This is a genomic window from Desulfobacterales bacterium, from assembly GCA_028704555.1.
Taxonomy (GTDB): domain Bacteria; phylum Desulfobacterota; class Desulfobacteria; order Desulfobacterales; family JAQWFD01; genus JAQWFD01.
In genome coordinates, this window is the sequence record JAQWFD010000012.1 from 1 (window position 1) to 15,275 (window position 15,275).

Annotated in this window: 14 protein-coding genes; 4 read left to right on the top strand and 10 right to left on the bottom strand. The window is 49.5% G+C overall.

The window, feature by feature from the left end:
* From PHQ97_06125 to dksA, 5 genes are all read right to left on the bottom strand, one after another.
* Window positions 1–724 (bottom strand): response regulator (locus PHQ97_06125; protein ID MDD4392310.1); only part of this gene is annotated, 724 nt, incomplete at its 3' end.
* Between the two features lie 26 nt (window positions 725–750).
* Complete coding sequence (gene dusB, locus PHQ97_06130) at window positions 751–1,746, bottom strand: tRNA dihydrouridine synthase DusB (GenBank protein ID MDD4392311.1); 996 nt, start codon at window positions 1,744–1,746, stop codon at window positions 751–753.
* Window positions 1,730–2,644, bottom strand: coding sequence for a DUF1848 domain-containing protein (locus tag PHQ97_06135; GenBank protein ID MDD4392312.1), 915 nt, complete (start codon window positions 2,642–2,644; stop codon window positions 1,730–1,732). The genes dusB and PHQ97_06135 overlap by 17 nt, the downstream gene beginning before the upstream one ends.
* A gap of 29 nt (window positions 2,645–2,673) precedes the next feature.
* Window positions 2,674–3,006: a hypothetical protein gene (locus PHQ97_06140; GenBank protein ID MDD4392313.1), complete on the bottom strand. Its 333-nt coding sequence runs from the start codon at window positions 3,004–3,006 to the stop codon at window positions 2,674–2,676.
* A 758-nt stretch (window positions 3,007–3,764) separates the two neighbouring features.
* Window positions 3,765–4,127, bottom strand: coding sequence for an RNA polymerase-binding protein DksA (dksA, locus tag PHQ97_06145; GenBank protein ID MDD4392314.1), 363 nt, complete (start codon window positions 4,125–4,127; stop codon window positions 3,765–3,767).
* Between the two features lie 701 nt (window positions 4,128–4,828).
* Between dksA and PHQ97_06150 the strand changes: the two genes are divergently transcribed.
* On the top strand, window positions 4,829–5,278 hold the full coding sequence (locus tag PHQ97_06150) for a CBS domain-containing protein (GenBank protein ID MDD4392315.1): 450 nt from the start codon (window positions 4,829–4,831) through the stop codon (window positions 5,276–5,278).
* 128 nt (window positions 5,279–5,406) lie between these two features.
* Here the strand turns inward: PHQ97_06150 and serC are convergent, their stop codons facing one another.
* Window positions 5,407–6,495 (bottom strand): 3-phosphoserine/phosphohydroxythreonine transaminase, encoded by a 1,089-nt coding sequence (gene serC, locus PHQ97_06155; GenBank protein ID MDD4392316.1) that lies wholly within the window; start codon window positions 6,493–6,495, stop codon window positions 5,407–5,409.
* Window positions 6,496–7,004: 509 nt separating this feature from the next.
* Between serC and PHQ97_06160 the strand changes: the two genes are divergently transcribed.
* The 3 genes from PHQ97_06160 (at window position 7,005) to PHQ97_06170 (ending at window position 10,204) form a co-directional block, all read left to right on the top strand.
* Window positions 7,005–7,244 carry a hypothetical protein gene (locus PHQ97_06160; GenBank protein MDD4392317.1) on the top strand — a complete coding sequence of 80 codons (240 nt, stop codon included), beginning with the start codon at window positions 7,005–7,007 and terminating at the stop codon, window positions 7,242–7,244.
* Window positions 7,245–7,469: 225 nt separating this feature from the next.
* Window positions 7,470–8,780, top strand: coding sequence for a histidinol dehydrogenase (gene hisD, locus PHQ97_06165; GenBank protein ID MDD4392318.1), 1,311 nt, complete (start codon window positions 7,470–7,472; stop codon window positions 8,778–8,780).
* A gap of 143 nt (window positions 8,781–8,923) precedes the next feature.
* Entirely contained in the window at window positions 8,924–10,204 is a 1,281-nt protein-coding gene (locus tag PHQ97_06170; protein ID MDD4392319.1) for a citrate synthase, read from the top strand.
* Window positions 10,205–10,266: 62 nt separating this feature from the next.
* On the opposite strand, the gene yjgA is transcribed toward PHQ97_06170, so the two are convergent.
* From yjgA to uppP, 4 genes are all read right to left on the bottom strand, one after another.
* Entirely contained in the window at window positions 10,267–10,773 is a 507-nt protein-coding gene (yjgA, locus tag PHQ97_06175) for a ribosome biogenesis factor YjgA (protein MDD4392320.1), read from the bottom strand.
* Window positions 10,774–11,095: 322 nt separating this feature from the next.
* A complete protein-coding gene (locus PHQ97_06180; protein ID MDD4392321.1) occupies window positions 11,096–12,718 on the bottom strand; it encodes a radical SAM protein in 1,623 nt (540 codons plus the stop codon).
* Between the two features lie 308 nt (window positions 12,719–13,026).
* Window positions 13,027–14,385: a phosphomannomutase/phosphoglucomutase gene (locus PHQ97_06185; GenBank protein ID MDD4392322.1), complete on the bottom strand. Its 1,359-nt coding sequence runs from the start codon at window positions 14,383–14,385 to the stop codon at window positions 13,027–13,029.
* 14 nt (window positions 14,386–14,399) lie between these two features.
* Window positions 14,400–15,215 carry an undecaprenyl-diphosphatase UppP gene (gene uppP, locus PHQ97_06190; protein MDD4392323.1) on the bottom strand — a complete coding sequence of 272 codons (816 nt, stop codon included), beginning with the start codon at window positions 15,213–15,215 and terminating at the stop codon, window positions 14,400–14,402.
* Window positions 15,216–15,275 lie beyond the last annotated feature (60 nt).

Here is a 15,275-nt window from a genome sequence, read left to right on the forward strand (position 1 = left end):
GACGGTTTTTCAGGGTGTCGTTGATTTCAACGGTCTTTCGCTGCATGGCAATAGCGGCCGTAACAGCCGACAGGGCATCGTTTTCCAGCGGGACTGGTGTGCCGAAGCCGACCATCATGCTGTCTCCGATGTGTTTGTCCAGCGTGCCGTTATGCTCATAGGCGATCTCTCCCAGCGGATCAAAATAGTCATGATTCAGGAAGCAGGCCAGGGTTTCCGGAGGAACTTGCTCAGTCAGCCTGGTAAAGCCCCGGATATCGGTAAACAGAATGGATGCCTGTTGAAAGGCTGGCTTCAATGCGCCGGGGCAGCAGTGTATCTTATGATAAACATGCTCGGGAACAAACTGTCTCAGTCTTTTATGAATATAAATTTCGTGAAGTTTTGCACGAATTTCCGCATTGTCAAACGGTTTGGTCAAAAAACCGTCGATTCCTTCATTGGTGGCCTGAATGGCGGTTTCCATGGTTGCATAGCCCGTCAGGATGATACGGGTAATCTCCGGGTTTAATCTGCCGATAATGGCCAGGGTTTCAAGGCCGTTTAATCCGGGCATCTTAAAATCCGAGATGACGGCTGAGATCGTGGATCGGGTTTGCCTGATAAATTCGATTCCCTTTTCTCCGTTTTCAACGGTATAGGTTTTAAATGACTCTTTTCTCAGTGCCCGAACCATTGAGCGGCGAATACCTTCTTCATCATCGATAAAAAGCAGACCATCCATATGGATTATTCCTTATTTTCCATCGGTTAATCGGGTAGATCTGTGGCTTTCATCAATTTATCCATATATAATCGGATTAACGCTATGGCTTCGTTTTCAGATGCCATCTGCTTTATGGATTCGCGAAAGCTGCTGCTGGAATGAAGTCCCTTGGTAAACCATCCCAGACGGCTTCGCATCATCCGGCAGCCGTGTTCTTCTCCAAAATACTGAATGGATCGTTTGAGATATTCTATCATTAATTCAAAACGACTAGTAAGGTCAATATCGGATATGGGGCTGTCATTAAAATAATTTGTTATCTGCCTGAAAATCCATGGATTGTCGATCGACGCTCTTCCGATCATGATTCCGTCACAACCCGTCAGTGTTTTCATTTTCATTGCATCGGTATGGCTTAAAATATCTCCATTTCCGATAACCGGTATTGAAACGGTTTGCTTGATCCTGGAAATCATGGACCAGTCCGATTTGCCGGTAAAGCCCTGTTTTGCGGTTCTCGGATGAATGGTTATGGCATCGGCGCCGCATGCTTCGGCAATTTGGCTCAGTTCAATGGCCTGTTTTCCGGATGAATCCCATCCGCTGCGTATTTTAATGGTCAGGGGGATGGTGACGGCGTTTCTGACCGCTTTGAGAATGGCTTCGGCCTGGTGCGGATCTTTCATGAGAGCGGCTCCGGAGCCGGATTTGACAATTTTTTTTACCGAACAGCCGAAGTTGATATCAATGATATCGGAACCGTATGCCTCAACGATTTGTGCCGCTTCAGCCATTTTCCCGGGATTGGAGCCGAAAATCTGAACGGATAAGGGCTTTTCTTCCGGTGTGCTGTGAAGCAGTTGAAAGGTTTTTTTCGATCCGTAAACCAGCCCGTTTGCGCTGATCATTTCGCTGCAAACCAGTGCACAGCCGTTTTTTTTTGAAATCAGGCGGAACGGCAAATTGGTAATGCCTGCCATGGGGGCCAGAATGGTCGGATTGCCCAGAGCGACCGAACCGATCTTAAGCTGTTGTGTCATTATATCCTGTTTTGTTTTTCAAATGCGTTGAGAGTGGATTGGCATAGCAATACAGGCAGCCATTCGGGCAGGGGTGGTGCCGGTAGGATCCGATATCGGAGGATACCATGCAGCCGCATCCCTGCTTTGCTCTCTGCCCCGTATCCCGTTTGAGGGAAAGCCGGCCGCCGTACAGTTTGACCAGAAGGTCATTGGGTATGCAGGCGCTTTTCCGAATGGTGGAATCGGCGGGAAGCTGTCCCATGATTTTGTTTTCACAGCAGGTATACAGCCGGATGCCTTTTCCGGTCAGATAGGCTTCCATATCCATCAGAATTTGAAGTTTTCTGTCCGGCGCGGGGTCAATCCATTCGAATCCGTCCATGGAAGCGGTCCGTTTTTGAATTTTGGGGTAGATATCCATAAAGCTTGTGATACATCGACGGATTCCGCATTGTGCCGCCCTGTCGGCAATGGGTTTAAATTGATGAAGATTGTGCTCGATCGTTCCGGTGGATGTTCTGAAAAAGCAGATTGGATCAAAGCGCCAGGTGACCGATTCCGGATTTATGTTCCCGCAAAGGGACTCGAGCTGATTCAGTCGCTCCGAAAGCGGTGGCATGTGAGGTTCAAGCTGCAGGCATTCGGAGTTTACCGTAAAATTAAAAAACAGATGATATCCTTTATCGATGAGTATATCGATATAGGGTCCTTTGATGAAAGGGCCGAAATTTTTGGACCAGAACACGATCGTGTGGACCTTGTCCGGTGTGGCCGGTACAATGGAAACTTTCTGGTTAAACGGATTGACGGTTTCAAAAAAACCGGTTTCCAGCCGCTGCATGAACCAATCCATATAAAATGCCGGGATATCGGTTCGTCTGGATGCTGAGATAACGATCTGGTTTCGGGATTTCATCGGGGAAACTCTGGCTGAAAAATCGCGCGCTAATTGCGTTTTTTTAAATCATTGAACGAAATGACGTTTCCTGAGCCGGCGGTATTGGATGCGGGCCGGTTGATATCCTGGCCGGGTTCAGGTTGGGATTCGGGGACGAGAACTTTTTCTATTCGCATTTTATTGCCGCCCATTGTAAATTCCTCACCGTTGATGTACGCCTTTTTAAGGGTCCATGTTACCACTTGAAGGGGCACCTGCAATATCAGCAGTCGGATGTTATACCAGTCTCTTTTGATGTCCGGCGAGATGCCTTCAATTCTTGCAAAGAGAAACGGTTTGCCTTCAAAATAAATTAATACGATGTCCTGTTCCAGGGGCATGAGCGTCACTTCCTTTTCCGGACTGAGAGTCAGCTGGATTGCCTGCCAAGCAGGCTGTTTAAATCTGTAAAAAATACAATATAATATATGATATGGCAAGGATTTTTTCCGGGCGCGGGACCGGCCGGGACTTCGAAACTACACGTAAGAGAATATGGCCGCAGTTAAAGCGATAACGGCCTTGTCGTGTTGAACAGCGTCGTGTCCGAAGCGGTTGCGTTCGGATTCGGGGATGGGGATGAGAAAGATGCCCCCGGCTTTTGACGTGTTTCAGTACAAGATAAGGGCTTGATCATAACTGCGGCCACAATGTCACGGGGCCCGTCCCGCCCATTGCCGGCTTCTCCAGCGCGATCCGGGGGATGCCGGGCCCATGAAGCTAAAGCGCAAAAACTCGGCACGCCTCAAACCGTTTGCGCTTCTTAACGCTTCATGGTCCCGACATCTTTTCCCCGGATCGCGCCATGTCGTACGCCGGCAACGGGCGGGACTTCAAGTCTACGCACAGCAAAATATGGCCGCAGTTATGATCAAGCCCCAAGATAACGTGGTTTGACCGGCTGCCCGGCGGAAACGTCGAGGGTACCGGATTTTTTTTGCGTTATCCCCGACGTTTCTCCTGTTGCCGGACTCTTTGGTTTTCGGATGATGATACCTTCTTTTGAAAGGAGTAAGGGAGGGATGATGATTTTCGGGTACCGGATATCCGAATTTTGTGAAAATTAATACCAGATAGGTAATAAAAGTTCACACTTGTTTTACATACCTATGACTTTTTCAATTCTTTCTGATCTGGTTTTACAGTCAATGCATAATTCCGTAACCGGGCGGGCTTTAAGGCGATTGATTGAAATTTCATTTCCGCATTCCTCACAAATTCCATAGGTGCCGTCGTTCAAACGTTCAAGCGCAGATTGCAATTTGTTGATAAGTTTGCTTTCCCTGTCCCTTATCCGGAGCATGAAATTTTGTTCCAGGTCAGCAGATGCGCGATCGGCCGGGTCTGCCAGGTGTTCCGGGGCGTTTTTCAGGCTTGAAACGGTGCGGTTGGCTTTATCGCGAAGTTCTTCCAGCTGTTGGGTAATAAGTTTTCTGAAAAAATCGTAATCGGTCGTTTTCATTATAACCCCTTTTTATAGGTATGGTTGAATTTGGCTGATTCTTTACGGTCTCTGGCTATGAAGCGCAATGGGTATAATTTTTTGTCCGGAGGACTGGCGCCTGTTTTGCTATGGGACAATATGCCTGTGATCCAGGCTTTTACTGGTTGAGCCGTCAATCAGATCCGGATTTTGCCGGTACCGACCGGATCAGGATTGACTTGATGATGATATGTATCAAACAGTTGGTTTTTTTATAAGCAATATATGTGCCATTTTGTTTGCCTGGATTCGTGAGGACGATCCGGTTTTCTGCCTTCGGGAACGCCTCTGGCTTCTTCTGGTATTTGATTTGATCTTTCCGGCCAGCCTTGTTATGGTTGGGTTATCTGCTGCCGGATCAATCTCAGCCATATCTGACGTTTGTTTGTTTCGCAAAATCCTTTTATCGTATCCTGCGATGATGTGACATAAAAGCCGTTCAAACTTCCCAATCGACCAATCACTGGTGGCGTAGAAGCGTTTTTAATACCCGAGACAGCCGTTGTCTGTTTGAACGTTACGGATGAGCCATGCGGATGGCTTCCAGTGAAGGGGGGGATAAAATTCATATGTGTCCAACAATAGCGTGAGCGGTGGTTATGGCATGTTTAAAACCATTAAACCATGAATAAACCCTGACGGTTGCTGTATCAGGGTTACGACTGAGCCAGGGGGATGATATGTCCGTTGGAGAAATCTGTAATCGTGAAGTGGTAATCGCCTATAAGGAAACCGACATCGTCGAGATAGCCAGATTGATGCGGCAATTTCATGTGGGCGATATTGTCGTCGTTGTGCCGCACGGGGATCAACCCGTACCCGTAGGCATTATTACCGATCGTGATATTGTCATCGAATTGATTGCCGGAGAGGTCGATCTGAAATCGGTCACTGCCGGAGATGTGATGAGCTTTGATCTGATCACGGCAAGAGAAAGTGACGGGATATGGGATACCCTTGAACGGATGAAAGCAAACGGGATTCGAAGAATGCCTGTGATCAATGAAAGAGGGGGTCTAGAAGGCATCCTGACGGTGGATGATTTGCTTGTGTTGTTTTCAGAAGAACTGATATCGCTTGCCAGAGTGACGATGCATCAGCAAAGACAGGAAAAAAAGTTTCGTGAGTAAGCCGATGATTATCCAATTCGCCTCATTTTATTTCACACAACGGCGTTAAGCCCGTAGCATTTAAATAACGCTCTGACACGGCCTGGCGCCGTTGCGTGAACATTTCATTGATAAATCCTCTGTTGAATTTATCCGTTTTGTTTCTCGAATGTTTTCATAAAATCGGTAAGCGTCTCTACGGCTTCAACAGGGACCGCATTATAGATGGATGCCCGGCATCCGCCAACCGACCGGTGGCCTTTCAACCCGCCCATATCGTTGTCAAGCGCTTCCCGGATAAATCTGGTTTCAAGTTCTTCGGTTGGCAGGCGGAATGTGATGTTCATCTTCGACCGGCTGCCAGTATCCGCTGTGCCTTTGTAAAAATCGCTTGAATCAAGTACGTCGTAGATCAGTGCAGCCTTTTTGCTGTTGATCTGATTCATTTTTTCAAGGCCTCCGATTTCTTCTTCCATCCATTTTAATACCAGCTGGATGGTGTAGATGGTAAAACAGGGGGGCGTGTTGAATAAAGAGTTTTTGGATGTAAACGTAGTGTATTTGAGCATGGTGGGCAGCGCGTCGGGCACTCTTTTAACCATGTCATCCCGGATAATGACCATGCATGCGCCGGCCGGGCCGATATTTTTCTGTGCGCCGGCATAAATGAGTCCAAAGGGGCGTGCATCAAACGGCCGGCTCATAAAATCAGAGGACATATCGGCAATGAGGGGGACTGTTCCGGTATCCGGAAGGGTGGCCCACTGCGTACCCTTGATGGTATTGTTTGTGGTGATATGGACATATGCCGCTCCGGGGGTAAACCGGATGTCTTCAGGTATATAGCAGAAATTTCTGTCTTTGGAGGATGCCACAACATTGGCCTGTTTACCCTGGATCTGAACTTCTTTTATGGCTTTGGTTGACCATGTGCCCGTGTCGACATAATCGGCAAACTGGTCCTGCCCCAGCAAATTCATTGGAATCATGCAGAATTGAAGGCTGGCACCGCCCTGAATAAAAAGAACATGGAATGAATCATCAAGATTCAGCAACCGTTTGGTACGGGCGATGGCATCATTGAGAATGTCGTCAAACGTTTTGGATCGGTGGCTGATTTCCGTAATCGACATGCCGGAGCCCCCCAGGTTTAGAAATGATTCCTGGATTTGTTCAAGAACACTTGCCGGGAGGGCTGCCGGTCCAGCGTTAAAGTTATAAATTCTTTTTGTTTTCATTTAGGAACCTCCAAAATGGTTTAGACCGTTTATGTGAAACGTATTTATAATACATCTGTTCCGCCAGGACGGGTTGAGGTGGAAAAGATGCCGTGTCAGGGCCTCGACAAGAATAAATTGCACCAAGATCCTGGCGTAGTGCCCAACAAATAAAGGCAATCCCAATTTCAAATGAGATCACAGTGCGTGAGCACTGGATAAGAAAAATGAGCCTTTACTCCCATCAGAGGGGATGCCGGATAAATTAAAAAGCTCAATACTACAATTTGAAATAAATATGTCAATGGGTATCTTTAATTTGGCTTAAAATCCCATGATTTTTTTAGGCGGCGGATTGATTCTGTCGAATCAATCCGCCGGCAGAGCAACCGGCTCACTTCGTCTGACCGGCAAGCATCGGGTAGAGCGTGTTGAAATGGCGGGCTTGATCATAACTGCGGCCACAATGTCACGGAGTCCGTCCCGCCCATTGCCGGCTTCTCCAGCACGATCCGGGGGATGCCGGGCCCATGAAGCTAAAGCGCAAAAACGCGGCAAGCCTCAAACAGTTTGCGCTTCTTAACGCTTCATGGGCCCGACATCTTTTCCCCGGATCGCGCCATGTCGTACGCCGGCAACGGGCGGGACTCCGAGGCTACGCACGGCAAAATATGGCCGCAGTTATGACCAAGCCCGAAATGGCTTCTGAAGTATTAAAAAAACAGGACATGACGCTCAAACAGTTTGAAATTTTTGGCACTCCGGTTTAAAGTACGCCTCGGTAGCCGGAAACATGGGGGCTTTTGCAGACAGCATTCTGCAAACCGGTTAAAATCAGTTTTCGGATCAGTCGTCAGGGCCTCGGCAAGAGTAAATTGTGCACATGCGCGGGCAAGCAGACAGGCAAGATCGTGCAATTTATTTTTTCCGAGGCCCTTATACGGCGACAGCATAACGTTTTTTATCAGGTCATAACCGTTAAGGGGTTACATATCATGAAAATTTACCATTATCCATCAGAGGCAGCTCAGGAGAAAATTACCGCCATCGTGAACCGGGGGATGAATTTCAATGAGAAAGATTCAGAAGCGGTTTCCCGTATTATCGATGACGTGAAAAAACGCGGTGATGCAGCAGTCGTAATGTATGCCAGGCGATTTGATTCGTTGAACATCACGGCGGATACGCTCAAGGTGACACGGGATGAGTTTGATCATGCAATAGAGACCGTGGAGCCGGAATTTGTCCGGTCTCTGAATCGTGCGGTGGATCAAATTACATCGTTTCACCGGCTCCAGCGGCAGAAGTCATGGTTTAGTACGCAGCGGCAGGGAACCGTCCTGGGGCAGATTGTAAATCCGGTCGATGCGGTGGGCGTATATGTGCCGGGCGGGAAAGGCGGGAAAACACCTCTGGTCTCTTCTGTTCTGATGGGGGCCATACCGGCAAGGATAGCCGGGGTTAAATCCGTGGCGATGGTGACGCCGCCAACCGAAGCGGGCACTGTTGACCCCCATCTTCTGGTAGCGGCCGGGAAGGTCGGGGTGGATGCGGTCTATAAGATGGGCAGTGCGTGGGCGATCGCCGCGTTGGCATTCGGCACGGCGACCGTTCCCAAAGTCGATGTCATTGTCGGGCCGGGTAATATGTATGTGACCCTGGCAAAAAAAATTCTGGCCGGTTCGGTTGGCATCGATATGATTGCCGGACCGAGTGAGATTCTCATTATTGCAGATGAAACCGCCAATGCCGAATTTGTGGCGGCTGATTTGCTGTCTCAGGCCGAACATGACCCGGTGGCATCAGCGATACTGGTGACAACCTCCGCCCGTCTGGCTGAAGCGGTCTCTGTTTCGGTAGAAAAACAGCTGGCGTTCCTTTCCAGAAAAGATATCGCACGTGCTTCACTTTCGCAGTATGGCGTAATACTCGTTGTGCCTGATCTGACCGTCGCTTTTGACCTGTCAAACCGGATTGCACCGGAACATCTTGAGCTTCAGATTCAGGATCCTTTCGATTATATTGGCAATGTACGCAATGCCGGCGCCGTTTTTCTGGGCAAATACACGCCGGAACCGGTCGGAGACTATATCGCCGGGCCAAATCATGTGCTGCCGACAGCCGGAACGGCCCGCTTTGCATCGGCGCTTTCAGTGGATCATTTTATCAGGAAAACCAGTCTCATCCATTACTCATATGATGCGTTCAGGTCGGAAGCCGAGGATATTGTCAGACTGGCAGAGACCGAAGGTCTGGGCGCCCATGCCAATGCCATCAACGTCAGGCTGAAACATGCCGGAGGGTGATGTCCGGCAATTCCGGGCTGCTGATCCACAAATCGACGCCGGTCCGATCTTGACCGGCTGAATTTGCTGTTTATAATATTGATTTCAAAAACGAAAGCAACGGGATCAATTTTTTTTGAACGATATCAATCAGGATTTAAACCATGTCTGAATTCGTCAAACTCATAGTGGACGGAAAAACATATGACATTCCCGTAATTTCCGGTTCGGAAGGGGAAAAGGCAATCGACATTACTGAACTTCGGAAGAAGACGGGCTTGATTACCTTTGATCCGGGCTTTGCCAATACCGGCAGCTGTCAGAGCTCAGTTACCTTTATGAATGGGGAAAAGGGGGTCTTACGCTATCGCGGCATCCCGATCGAGGATCTTGCCAGTAATTCGACTTTCATAGAGACATCCTACCTGTTGATCAATGGCAGGCTTCCGAAAAGAAAAGAGCTGAATCGAATGTCGGTCCTGCTCAATGATGCGTCTCTGGTTCACGAAGATATGCAGACGTTCTTTCAGAAATTTCCCCGGGCGTCTCATCCGATGGGGATTTTATCGTCGATGGTCACTGCCCTGCGCAGTTTTTATCCCGAACTGCAGATACTGGAAGAAGAAATCAATATTACGGTCATGAGACTGCTGTCAAAGATCCGGACACTGGCGGCTATGTCGTATAAGATATCCAGGGGGCATAAGGTGATTTATCCCCGGCCGGACCTGTGCTACTGCGGAAATTTTCTGAACATGATGTTTGATAATCCGGTGAAGCCGTATACCCTGAAAGGGGATCTGATCCGGGCGTTAAATGTGTTCTGGATACTGCATGCGGATCATGAGCAGAATTGCTCGACCACGGCGGTCAGGGTAGTCGGAAGCGGACGGGTGAATCTGTATGCCGCTATATCCGCAGGCATTGCCGCGTTATGGGGTCCTCTGCACGGCGGAGCGAATCAGGCTGTCATCGAAATGCTGTCACGGATCGTTAAAAGCGGGGAAAGTGTTTCCGGTATCATCGAAAAAGCGAAAGACAAAAAACAGTCGTTCAGGCTGATGGGTTTCGGTCATCGGGTTTATAAAACCTATGATCCAAGAGCCCTGATTCTGAAAGGGCAGTGTGATAACCTGCTGACGAAGTTGAATCTGTCGGACCCGCTGCTGGATGTGGCACGAAAAATCGAAGAAGCCGCATTGAAGGATGATTATTTCATCGAACATCATCTGTATCCGAATGTCGATTTTTACAGCGGCATTCTTCTCCGTACCATGGGCATACCGACCAATATGTTTACAGTGATGTTTGCCATCGGCAGAATGCCCGGGTGGATATCCCAGTGGATGGAAAGCATCGATGACCCCAGGTGGAAGCTCTGCAGGCCCCGGCAGATCTATATTGGTTCCAATGTACAGCCCTATATTCCGATTGATGAACGGTGACCGGTTTTTTCTGGGTACTTTTTCCCCGTTCGATGGATACGTCCGTTTGCCGGATCACCGGGTCAGGGGACAATCGGCTCGTCTTCCGTCGGCTCGGGCCGGGATTCCATAAGTGTTTTCAGGTACCTGAACAGGTCGCGTGATGCTTTCCGGGTATGCTTGACATTGCGGGCATTTCGTACAAGCTGACGCAGATATTGCAGGTCAGCCTCGGGAAACCGTCGGATGATATCCTCCAGCAGCGTATCGTTGCCTTCAACGAGCTCATTTCTCCAGGTTTCGATTTGATGGAATTCTGCCATCCCCTTCTGCTGGGACAGGGAGGTCTCCCTGAAAAACTGATAGATGGGCTCAGGGTCGATCTGACGCATGAGCGTCCCGATATACTGCAGCTGACGGCGACGGGCGATGTTCTGCGTGACATTTTTGGCAAACAGTACCGCTTCGCGAAGCTCATCCGACAATTCAAGCTTGTCGATCTGGGCGGCTGAAAGCTCGACGAGTTGTTCCCCGAGCTTCTGTAATCCGGTCATTTCTCTTTTGATCTGTGATTTGCTTTTTTCTTCCATAGGTTGTTACTCACAATTCAATAGTATAGGAAAGTTATATTTTTTTGATCTAATTTATCAGTTGGTTATAGACTGAGGCGCGGTAGCTTTGTTTTTTTGAGGCTGTTATCAGATAAAAGACGCTTGCTTCTTGGCCGTTGTTTAAAAATAACATTGTAACGATGTAATGTCGTAACCGGCATAAGGGGCGGTAACAAAATGGTTAGAAATGTAATGGTTATTTCGTAACGGCCCCTAATCTTTTGCCTCAAACGAAGTGCTCCTCCAGCGATAGCGCTCCTAAGCCCGCCCGCAGGGCGCATGGCATCGGAAGATGCCGGTTTTATTTTACGGGCGCCACGGGTAAAATCCTGCCAAGCCCCTGGATAAACTGGTTGGTAAGCCCGGCAGAGACCCTGTGGGTAACGATTTCACCGTGGGGGGTCATGCCCCTTATGTGGCCATCGGATAAAAATCCCTGAAGCAGCTTTATTCCCTTTTGCCGGCGGCTGTCATCCGGTTCGATTCGAATTTGAGCCATGGGCAGCGGGCCGGGGATTTTGATGCCTTCATCCGCCAGGGATTTTATGAAATTTGCAATTCGTCCCAGACGCAGCAGCGTTACCGATTCTGTCCGGCGGGTTGTATCTGAGACGGGCACCGCGGTCGATCGCATCAGTGACAGCTTCCGGGGAAGAATGCCGGTCCGTTCGCATAGTTGAAAATCCCTGCTGCCGGGAGCCGGATAATAGATCGATATTCCGGCGATCACTCCGCTATTGAGCAGATAAAGGATATCGGCAACCGACTGTTCCGGATATTGCCCCGGAGCCCCGGCAATTACATAGCCGACCACCTCCATATCATATTGCCGGGCGATGGTCACTGCCTGTTCAAAATCGTAACGGATATCCGGGCGATTGAATCGGATCAGCTGCTCCTTTGAAGTCGAACCCAGCGAAAGGTTCAGGGTCTTAAACCCGGCCTCTTTCATCGCTTTGATCAGTTCCTCATCCAGCGAAGGCGGGTAAAGCCCGTTCATGGCTCTCAGCTCGACCCGGCCGGATCCGAACAGGGCCTTTATGTTGTTCAGCAGGCCCAGGAGCCAGCCTTTATCAAGTGCCAGGTTTTCGTCTTCAAAATCGATGAAGCCGATATCATATTGATCGGCAGCCGTCCTGATTTCATTGAATACGGATGAAACGCTTCTTTGCCGGTACCGTGATGCCGTATTGCCTAACGCGCAGTAACTGCAGGCCATGGGACAGCCCCTGCTGGCGACGATGGCCATGGCGGCCCGTTTTTTGCGTTGATAAAACCGGTGGTTGACCAGATGGGTCGCCGGCAGGGGGCAGGCGTCCAGGTTCTCTATCATGGCAGGATCTGAAACATGCAGTTCCCCGTTGCCCTTTCGGAATACAATGCCGGGAATTTGCGTCAGCTCACGGCCGTTTTTCAACGCATCGGCCAGTTTTGCCATGGATACTTCGCCTTCTCCCCGAAGCACAAAGTCCACCGCTCTGCATTTCATTACGCTTTCCGGCATCGCGGTGGGGTGATGACCCCCCAGTACAACCGGAATGTCGGGGTAAACCGATTTAACGGCCTCAGCGGTTGCCAGTGCCTCGGCACTGTATGCGGTAAACAGTGAGGAAATTCCGATCAGAAACGGCCTTGATTGTCTGGCCAGGCGCTTGATATGCTCAAAGCTGTATCCAAAATGCCGGTAGTGGTGAAACAGGGCAAACGGGGAAACATCAGGCGTCCCGTAGTATTCCTTCAGATAGGCCATCTCATCGGGCAGATCGATCACCCGGGATTTTGAGGTGGCAAGCGAATCAATCAGGGCCACCGTAAATCCGTGCTGTTCCAGCGTCGATGCGATAGAGGCCAATCCGTATGGGATCGTGCGTTTTGCCGTCAGATAAAAATCCCGGATCGGCGGCTGGATTAGCAGGATAGTCATAGATATTCGAATCGGAGATATACGGTCGTGGCTGCCGCATCGAGGTTGTTTAAATTTGAAATCATTTGCCGGAGCTCTTTCGTGCTTCTGAAAGCGTCTTGTTTTTTATCTTTTGCCTCAAACGAATTGTCCTTTAAACGGTAGCGGCCTTCCGTTCGCCCGCGAGGGGGTTATCGACAGCCGCAAAAAGTTACAAAAAACGCAAAAAAATAAGCCGCGGATTTATGCGGATGAACGCAGACAGAAAGGCGCCGCTCAGATTAAGTTTCGGTTATGAATCATGGAAGAAAGATCCGCGGCAACATATTTTAATTACAGGGCTCCAGCCGGATATTGTCTATAGCTGTTTCAATCACGGCCCGAATATTTTCCAGCCGTTCCGGGGAAATGGCTTCGAACCGGAGGACCAGCGCCGGCTGCGTGTTTGATGCCCGGACCAGTCCCCACCCGTCATCAAACAGCACCCGGGCGCCGTCAATGTCGATGACCGGGTAATGCTTCCGGAAATAGTCTGTCAGTTCTGCCACGATTTTAAATTTTTGATCATCCGGACAGTCCACCCGGATTTCCGGAGTCGTAAATGTTTCAGGAACATCGGACAGCAGCTCCGATAGGGATTTTCCCGTATTGGCAAGAATTTCAAGAAGCCGGCAGGAGGCATAGACGGCGTCGTCATATCCGAGGTAGCGATCGGAAAAAAACATGTGTCCGCTCATTTCCCCGGCCAGTTCCGCTTTTTCCTGCTTCATTTTCGCTTTGATGATGGAGTGACCGGTCTTCCACATGATGGCACGTCCCCCGTGTTTTTCTATATCGTCATACAGGGTTTTGGAGCATTTGACCTCAGAGATGAACGTGGCACCCGGCTTTCTGGATAAAATTTCTCTGGCAAAAATAATGATGAGTTTGTCGCCGTAGATGATGTGCCCCTGATCATCCACGATGCCGATGCGGTCTCCGTCGCCATCGTACCCGATGCCGATATCCAGGTGGTGGTCTTTGACCAGCCGGATCAGATCCTTCATGTTGCCAAGGACGGTCGGGTCTGCCTCGTGGTTCGGAAACCTGCCGTCCATATCGCAGTATAAATCAAACACCTGGCAGTTGAGCTGTTTTATGATCGGTACAGCAACAACGCCGGCTGTCCCGTTACCTGCATCGATGCCCACCTTTAACGGTTTGGAGATCGTGATGTTATTCAGGATATAATCGGAATAGGGGCTGAGGGCATCTGCCGTAGATATGGCGCCGCTGCTCTGAATAAAATCGCCGCTTCGGATGATGTCCGCCACTTTCTGAAGTTCTTTGCCATGGATTGAATCTGAATTCCGGCAGAGTTTGAAACCGTTATATTTCGGTGGGTTATGGCTTGCGGTAACCATGACGCCGCCCTGCAGGTTGAAGTGCTGGATGGAAAAATAAAGTATCGGGGTCGGACACACCCCGATATCGGTCACGTGACATCCGGTTGACAGTAACCCTTCAATGAGTTTTTCCGAAAAAAGGTCTGATGAGATTCTGCAGTCCCTGCCGACGCTGATTTTCTGGCAGCCGTGACGGATCAGGTACGTGCCCACGCCTTTTCCGATGAGAATGACATCTTGCGGTGTAATATCTTTTCCGGTGATGCCTCTGATATCATATTCTCTGAATATTTCAGAATTCATTCCAAAATCCTTTCTTATCGCCCATAGATTATGGCGATGATGCCGATAAGCCAGCAGTATGGGGCAAACAGATGAAGATTGCCCTTGCGGATTAAATAAAGAAGCAGTTTCAGAGAGCAGTATCCCGTGATACCTGCAGTAATGGTACCTATGATGATGGGCAAATCAAATGTGCTGATATGGAGGGGGATATCTTTCAGACTCAGGAGCTCAGCGCCGGCTATAGCCGGAATGGACAACAGAAACGAATACCTGGCGGCCAGTTCGCGGTCAAGTCCGCGGAAAAGCCCGGCAACGATGGTGGAGCCGGATCTGGATATGCCGGGTAAAATGGCTATCCCCTGGACCAGGCCGATTGTCAGGGCATCTTTGATGGAAAAAGTGCGGATGGTTTTCGTCTCTTTGCCTATCCATCTGCTCGACCATAATAAGGCGCCGGTTATCATCAGCATGATGCCAACAATCAGAACCGAAGAAAAAATCTGATCGGCAATGCGATGAAACAGGAGTCCGAGAATGGCGGTAGGGATGGAACCGATAAGGATCAGCATCACCAGCCGGATATGGGGGCTGTCGGGGTGATGGGAAGACTGGCCGGCCCTGCCTGTCAACAGACGGGAAACTGCTTTCAGGATGGAAAGGATGTCATCCCGGAAAAACGCCATCACAGCGATCAGCGTTCCGACATGAACGCTGATATCAAAGAAAAGCTGCGGTTCCTGCATGCCGAAAAGATGCTGAAACAAAACCAGATGGCCTGAACTGCTGATCGGTAAAAATTCGGTCAGCCCCTGAATACACCCCAGTATACATGCCTGAATCGGTTCCATTATCGTTGTGCCCTGTCAATGTGTAAAAAAATATGCCAATCGCCTGTCGATCGGTTTGCG